This is a genomic window from Rhodococcus qingshengii JCM 15477, from assembly GCF_023221595.1.
GTDB classification, from domain to species: Bacteria; Actinomycetota; Actinomycetes; order Mycobacteriales; family Mycobacteriaceae; genus Rhodococcus_F; species Rhodococcus_F qingshengii.
In genome coordinates, this window is sequence record NZ_CP096563.1 from 4324755 (window position 1) to 4332500 (window position 7746).

Annotated in this window: 3 protein-coding genes and 2 rRNA genes (1 of these 5 cut by a window edge); all 5 read right to left on the reverse strand. The window is 60.9% G+C overall.

The window, feature by feature from the left end:
• Positions 1–38: 38 nt before the first annotated feature.
• Positions 39–1277 carry a plasmid pRiA4b ORF-3 family protein gene (locus M0639_RS19640; RefSeq protein WP_248671210.1) on the reverse strand — a complete coding sequence of 413 codons (1239 nt, stop codon included), beginning with the start codon at positions 1275–1277 and terminating at the stop codon, positions 39–41.
• 120 nt (positions 1278–1397) lie between these two features.
• On the reverse strand, positions 1398–2192 hold the full coding sequence (istB, locus tag M0639_RS19645; protein ID WP_183591811.1) for an IS21-like element helper ATPase IstB: 795 nt from the start codon (positions 2190–2192) through the stop codon (positions 1398–1400).
• Entirely contained in the window at positions 2189–3733 is a 1545-nt protein-coding gene (gene istA / locus M0639_RS19650; protein ID WP_064075337.1) for an IS21 family transposase, read from the reverse strand. Before istA ends, istB begins: the two co-directional genes overlap by 4 nt.
• A gap of 787 nt (positions 3734–4520) precedes the next feature.
• Positions 4521–4637: ribosomal RNA gene (rrf, locus tag M0639_RS19655) — 5S ribosomal RNA — on the reverse strand.
• Between the two features lie 153 nt (positions 4638–4790).
• Positions 4791–7746, reverse strand: a 23S ribosomal RNA gene (locus M0639_RS19660); it runs 177 nt beyond the window's last position.

Consider the following 7746-nt stretch of genomic DNA (forward strand, 5'->3'; position numbering starts at 1 on the left):
ATCGAACCCCGTTTCGGTTGTCTGCGTCGACGCGCGAGTTAACGCCGCAGGATCGCCCTCGCGAGGTGAACAGCCCAGGGCGAGTCCGCTTTGCTGCCGAACTTCCCCAGCTCGTACCCCGTAGCGCCGATCAATCCGAGCACCTCTACGGTGCTCCCGGACGTGTCACGTCTGGAAGTCTGAGCTCCAGCCATCAGGATGCTCGACGACCGAATCGACTCCAGCGCTCCCGCGACGAAACGATGACGATCCGCCGGGGACATGCCGGCGGCTACGGCAAGGAGGACGAGGAGTTCCACCGCTCTCTGCGAGCCGCCGGGCGCAACCGGAACTCCCTCGACGATCACCGACCACGTCATTGACGCGTCCCGCTCTGCCGACTGTCCCCGCTTCGTCAGAACAATCTGCCCTTTGTGCTTTCGCACCAGGCCGAACTTCTTGAGCACTGCGAAGAGTGATCGCCCTTGTGGAAGGTTTACAGGTCCCAGTTCAGGTTCGTCGAGCATCGCGTCGACCGTCGTGAAGAAATCATCGGCACCGATCCCTTCGACACCGATCAGAGCCAGAACCGCTTGAATGCGTTGGCCCGCCTCGACGTGGACCAACTCCCCGATTGCCGACTGATCGTCAATGCCTGCTCGGGCGAGGACCGCATGCAGTTCCGGGACTCGCGAGGGTCCCAGGCATTCGACGAGCTTCGCAATGTCGTACGACGCAGCGATCTCGTCCGGTCTAGGACTATGCAGTCGATTATTGACCTCAGCGATCTCGAATCGTGTCGGCTCGAAATCAGTTTGTGGCCATTCGAGGGTCCATTCATGGGAGCGCAGCTTCTCCGAAGCGAGAACACCGAGGAGCTGCTCGTACTCGTCAGGTCCGACGCATTCCTCCGGCGGACAAGCACCGCGACCCGCGGCACACACAACTTGGAACCCTTCGGGCAGTACTTCGGAAGATTCAAGTGTCAGCGTGTGGCGCCAGTTCCCGAAGCGTCCGTAGCGATAACTGATTTCATCGCCAGGCGAGACCATGACCTCGTCCAGGCGTACCGCGGACTCTACGATCGCCGCTCGGCCGGCCCGACGCTGCTCTGCGTTGCTCCCGGAAGCTACGTACTCTTCGACCTCGCCGGGAAATCGGCTGCCGGACTTGGACCACGCGTGCGATTGACGGTCACTCCACCCCATTGCCCGTTGAACCACCGAATGCAGGTCATCCAGATTCAGATCCGACGCGACGAGGATTCGTCGCCAGATCTGAGTGGAAACATTTGTCAAGGGACAGTAGGAACTGCCCAGGGGCGGTCGTGAGACCTGCCCGCTGACGGTCACGAGAACTGCCCGGTGGTGGCCATGGGATCTGCCCAGTGGGCTTGCGGCCACCACCGACCAGAGCACTCAGCTCAAGGGACTCACCCCTCGGCCGGCGAGTGCCTGGGTAAGTCGCACGGAGTCTCCGCTGGTCTGGCACACGTGGGCGTGGTGCAGTAGCCGGTCGACGGTGGCGGTCGCCAGCGTCTTGGGCATCAGCTCGTCGAACCCGGACGGGTGCAGGTTCGAGCTGATCGCGACCGACCGCTTCTCGTAGGCGGCGTCGACGAGCCGGTAGAGCCCCTCGGCGGCATCCTGGGCGACCGGCAACAGGCCGATGTCGTCGACGACAACGAGATCGGCGCGCAGCACACGGGCGATGGCCTTGGACACCGTGTCGTCGGCACGATGGCGGCGCAGCAGGACCCCGAGGTCTTCCAGGGTGAACCAGGCGACCTTCAACCCGGCCTCGACGGCTTGGTGACCGAGTGCCTCCAGTAGGAACGTCTTCCCGGTCCCCGACGGCCCGCACACGACGAGGTTTTCCCGACGGTGGACCCATTCCAGGGTGCGGAGTGCCTGCTGGGTCGGTGCCGGGATCGAGGATGCCTCGGGCTGCCACGCATCGAACGTCTTCCCGGTCGGGAACCCCGCAGCCGCCCTGCGGGTGGCCAGTGCGGAGCGTTCCCTTCCGGCGACCTCCTCGGCGAACAGAGCCTTGAGCACCTCGGCGGGCTCCCAGCGTTGGGCCTTCGCGGTCGCGACGACCTCCGGTGCGTGGCGACGGATGTGGGGCAGCCGAAGCCGCCGCAAGAGGTCCTCCAACTCGGCCGGCAACGGCGGCGCGGACGCCATCGATGGTGTGGTGGTCTTGGTCGTCATCGGGTCACCTCGTTCCCCTCGCGGCTGTCGTGCTGGCTGTCGTGCTGGCCGAGACGTGCCCATCCGGCGGTGCCCTGGGTCAGCGACCGTTCTTCGCCGGCACGGTGCTCGCCAACAGCGGGTTGCCGGGCGTGGTGGTCGAGGATCGAGGACAGATCGGCCTCGGCGAACCGGCCGTGGACGGCGGCGTGGCCGAGTGCCCAGTCGACCTCGACGGGGTCGAACAGCTTGGCCAGGCTGAGGGCTTCGGCCATCTTGACCCTCATCCGCGGCGTGCCCGCCGCAGCGGCCTCGACCAGCCACAGGCGGGCGCCCTCGCCCAGGTCGAGGAACTCGGCTTCCGCTGGGTTCTTCGCTCGCGGCTGCCGGTTCAACGGACCTTCCGGCTGCGGTGGGAAGTGCTCGTCGTTGATCCTCGGCGTGCCCGGCGTCGCGCGCGCGTGGCGGGCGACCTCGGCGGGTCCGTCCTCGCCGACGTGAACGATGACGACCTCCTCGCCGTCGCCGAGTCCTTGGGCACGAACCCACACCGTGGCGCCGAGCAGGGTGTGTGGCACCGAGTACTGGCCGGACTCGAACATCACCATCGGCGTGTTGCCCGGCACTACCCGGGTGGTGCCGAACGCGACTGTGTGCGGCTGTGTCGGGACCGGGTGTAGCCGTGTCCGCTCTTCGGCCAACATCTCGACCGGTGGCCGCTTCGTGGTCCGGTGAGCCCGGGTGTTGACCTTCTGACAGAACGCCTCACACGCCTCCTCGAGCTCGCTAAACGACGCGTACTCCTCACGCAGGTTGGTGTCCTTGGGCACCAGGTCGGCCTTGCTGATCTTCACCGACGACTCGGTGCCGCCCTTGGACGCCGGATCCGCCGGCACACAGGTGTGGACCACGACCGAGTAGTGCTCGGCGAAGGTGACGAGCTGTCCGTTGCGGACCGGGATCCCGGCGATGTGCTCGGTCGTGACGGTCTTCTCGTTGTCGGTCAGCACGTAGGTCGGCACCCCACCCAACCGGCGGAAGGTCTGGTCCAGCGCGGCGAACACGGACGGCATGGTCTTATCGCGCAGCGCGATCACGACCCGGAACCGCGACCACGCCAGCCACGCCACGAACAGAACCGTCTTGACGCCGTCGACGACAGGTCCGTCGCCGTAGTCGTACTGCAGCCACATCCCCGGCTCGGTGACCCAGGGCCGGTGGACCCGCACATGTCCTGACCGGTATGACTTCTTCACCGATGCGACCGCACGACGGGTGGTGCGCTCCGAACCCTTGTAGCCCATCGCGAGCAGCTTCTCGTGCGCTCTGTCGGCACGGACCTTGCCCTTGGACCGCTCGACCCACTCCTCGACCTTGGGCAGGTACTCATCGATCAACTGCGGCCGAGTCACGGCCTTGTCCAGCTCACCCCCGGCAGCACGGCGGTCCACGTAGTGCTTGACCGTGTGGTGCGAGCATCCGGCCAGCTCGCCGGCATCACGCAACGACCCTGTCAGGTCGTAGGCATCCAGGATTTCCATGATCTCCTCGGCAGACTTCAAGTTGTCCCTCCTCAGGGCGACGGGCGCTTCAGCACCGCCGATCGCACCTGAGGAGGGGCCTCAACCGTCGGAGCCGGTGAGGCAGACGACGTCGTGTCGGGCAGATCCCATGACCGCCACCGGGCAGGTTTCATGTCCGCCAGCGGGCAGTTTCGTGGCCGTCTCCGGGCAGAATTTCATGGCCGCCGACAAACATTGTCGACACTGATACGTATCGCGTATTGCGCCGGTACCGCGCGCCTCTTCGAACGCAACGATCGCGCAATCTGAATGCCCCCACGCCCTCCGCCAGCTTCTAGTACAAACCTTTGCAGTTCTTCAGGTTCCGTCGGAACGAGTCGCAAATGCGACACCCTCGAGCTGCTCAACCCCACCATGAGACTCAGCCTAGGCCAAAGTGCTAGGGACGAAGGCACAAAATCGGAGAGTACTTCGGACTTATGAGACGGTTCACAATCTATACCTTGGCTAACAAGTCGCTACGTGCATCGGCGGCGGCATCTTCCTCGCCCAATTCCTGCCCTGATAGTGAACGTACCGTTCCCCTCGCCTAAGAGGGTGAGCGTGTCGTTCGCTCGGTCCCGGGCGGGGTGGTGAGTCGGCGGCGTGCCCGCCCCTTTGATGGTGTGAACGGTGCGTTGGGTCGATCTGAGGCGACGAACGTGCCGTTCGCTCGAAGTCGGGGGTGCCGGCGGCGGTGCTTTCGGGTGATGGTGGTGGTGGTGGGGTGTTTTGGGTACGAGAAAGCCCCCCAACCATCACTGGTTGGGGGGCTTCTCTAATGTGTGTTCGGCGGTGTCCTACTCTCCCACACCCTGTCGAGTGCAGTACCATCGGCGCTGAAGGGCTTAGCTTCCGGGTTCGGAATGGGACCGGGCGTTTCCCCTTCGCTATGACCGCCGTAACTCTATGAAACTGTCACAGTAACCTTCTTCTGATCACCTGGTTTCACCACCCGTCAACACCAGTTTCTGGTGTTGGGGGATGGAGAAAACAGGGTTTCTCATCAGTATCTGTGTGTTGTTTCAGATACCGCACAGTGGACGCGTAGCTTCTTTGTGGTAAGTCCTCGGCCTATTAGTACCAGTCACCTGCATGCATTACTGCACTTCCAGTTCTGGCCTATCAACCCGGTGGTCTGCCGGGGGCCTTACCCCCTCGAGGGGGTGAGAAACCTCATCTTGGAACAGGCTTCCCGCTTAGATGCTTTCAGCGGTTATCCCTTCCGAACGTAGCTAACCAGCGGTGCTCCTGGCGGAACAACTGGCACACCAGAGGTTCGTCCGTCCCGGTCCTCTCGTACTAGGGACAGCCTTCCTCAAGTTTCTAACGCGCGCGGCGGATAGAGACCGAACTGTCTCACGACGTTCTAAACCCAGCTCGCGTGCCGCTTTAATGGGCGAACAGCCCAACCCTTGGGACCTACTCCAGCCCCAGGATGCGACGAGCCGACATCGAGGTGCCAAACCATCCCGTCGATATGGACTCTTGGGGAAGATCAGCCTGTTATCCCCGGGGTACCTTTTATCCGTTGAGCGACACCGCTTCCACTTGCCGGTGCCGGATCACTAGTCCCGACTTTCGTCCCTGCTCGACCTGTCAGTCTCACAGTCAAGCTCCCTTGTGCACTTGCACTCGACACCTGATTGCCAACCAGGCTGAGGGAACCTTTGGGCGCCTCCGTTACATTTTGGGAGGCAACCGCCCCAGTTAAACTACCCACCAGGCACTGTCCCTGAACCAGATCATGGTCCGAGGTTAGAGGTCCAATTCGATCAGAGTGGTATTTCAACAACGACTCCACGATAACTGGCGTCACCGCTTCACAGTCTCCCACCTATCCTACACAAACCGAACCGAACACCAATACCAAGCTGTAGTGAAGGTCCCGGGGTCTTTTCGTCCTGCCGCGCGTAACGAGCATCTTTACTCGTAATGCAATTTCGCCGAGTCTACGGTTGAGACAGCTGAGAAGTCGTTACGCCATTCGTGCAGGTCGGAACTTACCCGACAAGGAATTTCGCTACCTTAGGATGGTTATAGTTACCACCGCCGTTTACTGGGGCTTAAATTCTCAGCTTCGCTCCGAAGAACTAACCGGTCCTCTTAACCTTCCAGCACCGGGCAGGCGTCAGTCCGTATACATCGTCTTACGACTTCGCACGGACCTGTGTTTTTAGTAAACAGTCGCTTCTCACTGGTCTCTGCGGCCCCACCCAGCTCAGACAGTAAATGTCGTCACCAGACAGGGCCCCCCTTCTCCCGAAGTTACGGGGGCATTTTGCCGAGTTCCTTAACCATAGTTATCTCGATCGCCTTAGTATTCTCTACCTGACCACCTGTGTCGGTTTGGGGTACGGGCCGTGTGAAAGCTCGCTAGAGGCTTTTCTCGGCAGCATAGGATCACTGAATTCGCCTCAATCGGCTACGCATCACGTCTCAGGCTATGTGCGACCCGGATTTGCCTAGGTCACGCCCTACACGCTTACACCAGTATTACCACTGACTGGCTCAGCTACCTTCCTGCGTCACCCCATCGCTTGGCTACTACCAGATCAGGTCCCATGCATCCACCAACTCGAGACCCGAAGGTCTTCTCGTGGCTTCAGGATGGTTAGTATCACTGATTCACCATGGGCGCGTTCACACGGGTACGGGAATATCAACCCGTTGTCCATCGGCTACGCCTGTCGGCCTCGTCTTAGGTCCCGACTCACCCTGGGCGGATTAACCTGGCCCAGGAACCCTTGGTCATTCGGCGGACGAGTTTCTCACTCGTCTTTCGCTACTCATGCCTGCATTCTCACTCGTGTGGCCTCCACGGCTAGGTCACCCTGCCGCTTCCATGGCCACACGACGCTCCCCTACCCATCCACACACCTGCCAGAAAATCCGTGGATCAACTGGGGGCTATTGCGTGAATGCCGCAGCTTCGGTGGTGTACTTGAGCCCCGCTACATTGTCGGCGCAGGATCACTTGACCAGTGAGCTATTACGCACTCTTTCAAGGGTGGCTGCTTCTAAGCCAACCTCCTGGTTGTCTTCGCGACCCCACATCCTTTTCCACTTAGTACACGCTTAGGGACCTTAGCTGGCGATCTGGGCTGTTTCCCTCTCGACTACGAACCTTATCGCCCGCAGTCTCACTGCCGCGCTCTCACTCACCGGCATTCGGAGTTTGGCTGATTTCGGTAAGCTTGTGGGCCCCCTAGACCATCCAGTAGCTCTACCTCCGGTGAGAAACACGCGACGCTGCACCTAAATGCATTTCGGGGAGAACCAGCTATCACGGAGTTTGATTGGCCTTTCACCCCTACCCACAACTCATCCCCTCAGTTTTCAACCTAAGTGGGTTCGGTCCTCCACGACGTCTTACCGTCGCTTCAACCTGGCCATGGGTAGATCACTCCGCTTCGGGTCTAGAGCATGCCACTACGATCGCCCTATTCGGACTCGCTTTCGCTACGGCTACCCCACACGGGTTAACCTCGCGACATGCCACTAACTCGCAGGCTCATTCTTCAAAAGGCACGCCATCACCCCCAGCAGTAAACTGCTCGAAGGCTCTGACGGATTGTAAGCGCACGGTTTCAGGTACTATTTCACTCCCCTCCCGGGGTACTTTTCACCTTTCCCTCACGGTACTAGTCCGCTATCGGTCACCAGGGAGTATTCAGGCTTATCGGGTGGTCCCGACAGATTCACACCAGATTTCACGGGCCCGGTGCTACTTGGGTTTCCATTACAACAGTCACAAAGTTTTCGTGTACGGGATTCTCACCCTCTACGACAGGCCGTTCCAGACCACTTCCACTAACCCTGTGATTTCTTACTGTTGGCCAACACGGCAGTATTGACAAAATGAACCCCACAACCCCACGAATGCAACACCTGCCGGCTATCACACACCCATGGTTTAGCCTCTTCCGCTTTCGCTCGCCACTACTCACGGAATCACGGTTGTTTTCTCTTCCTGTGGGTACTGAGATGTTTCACTTCCCCACGTTCCCTCC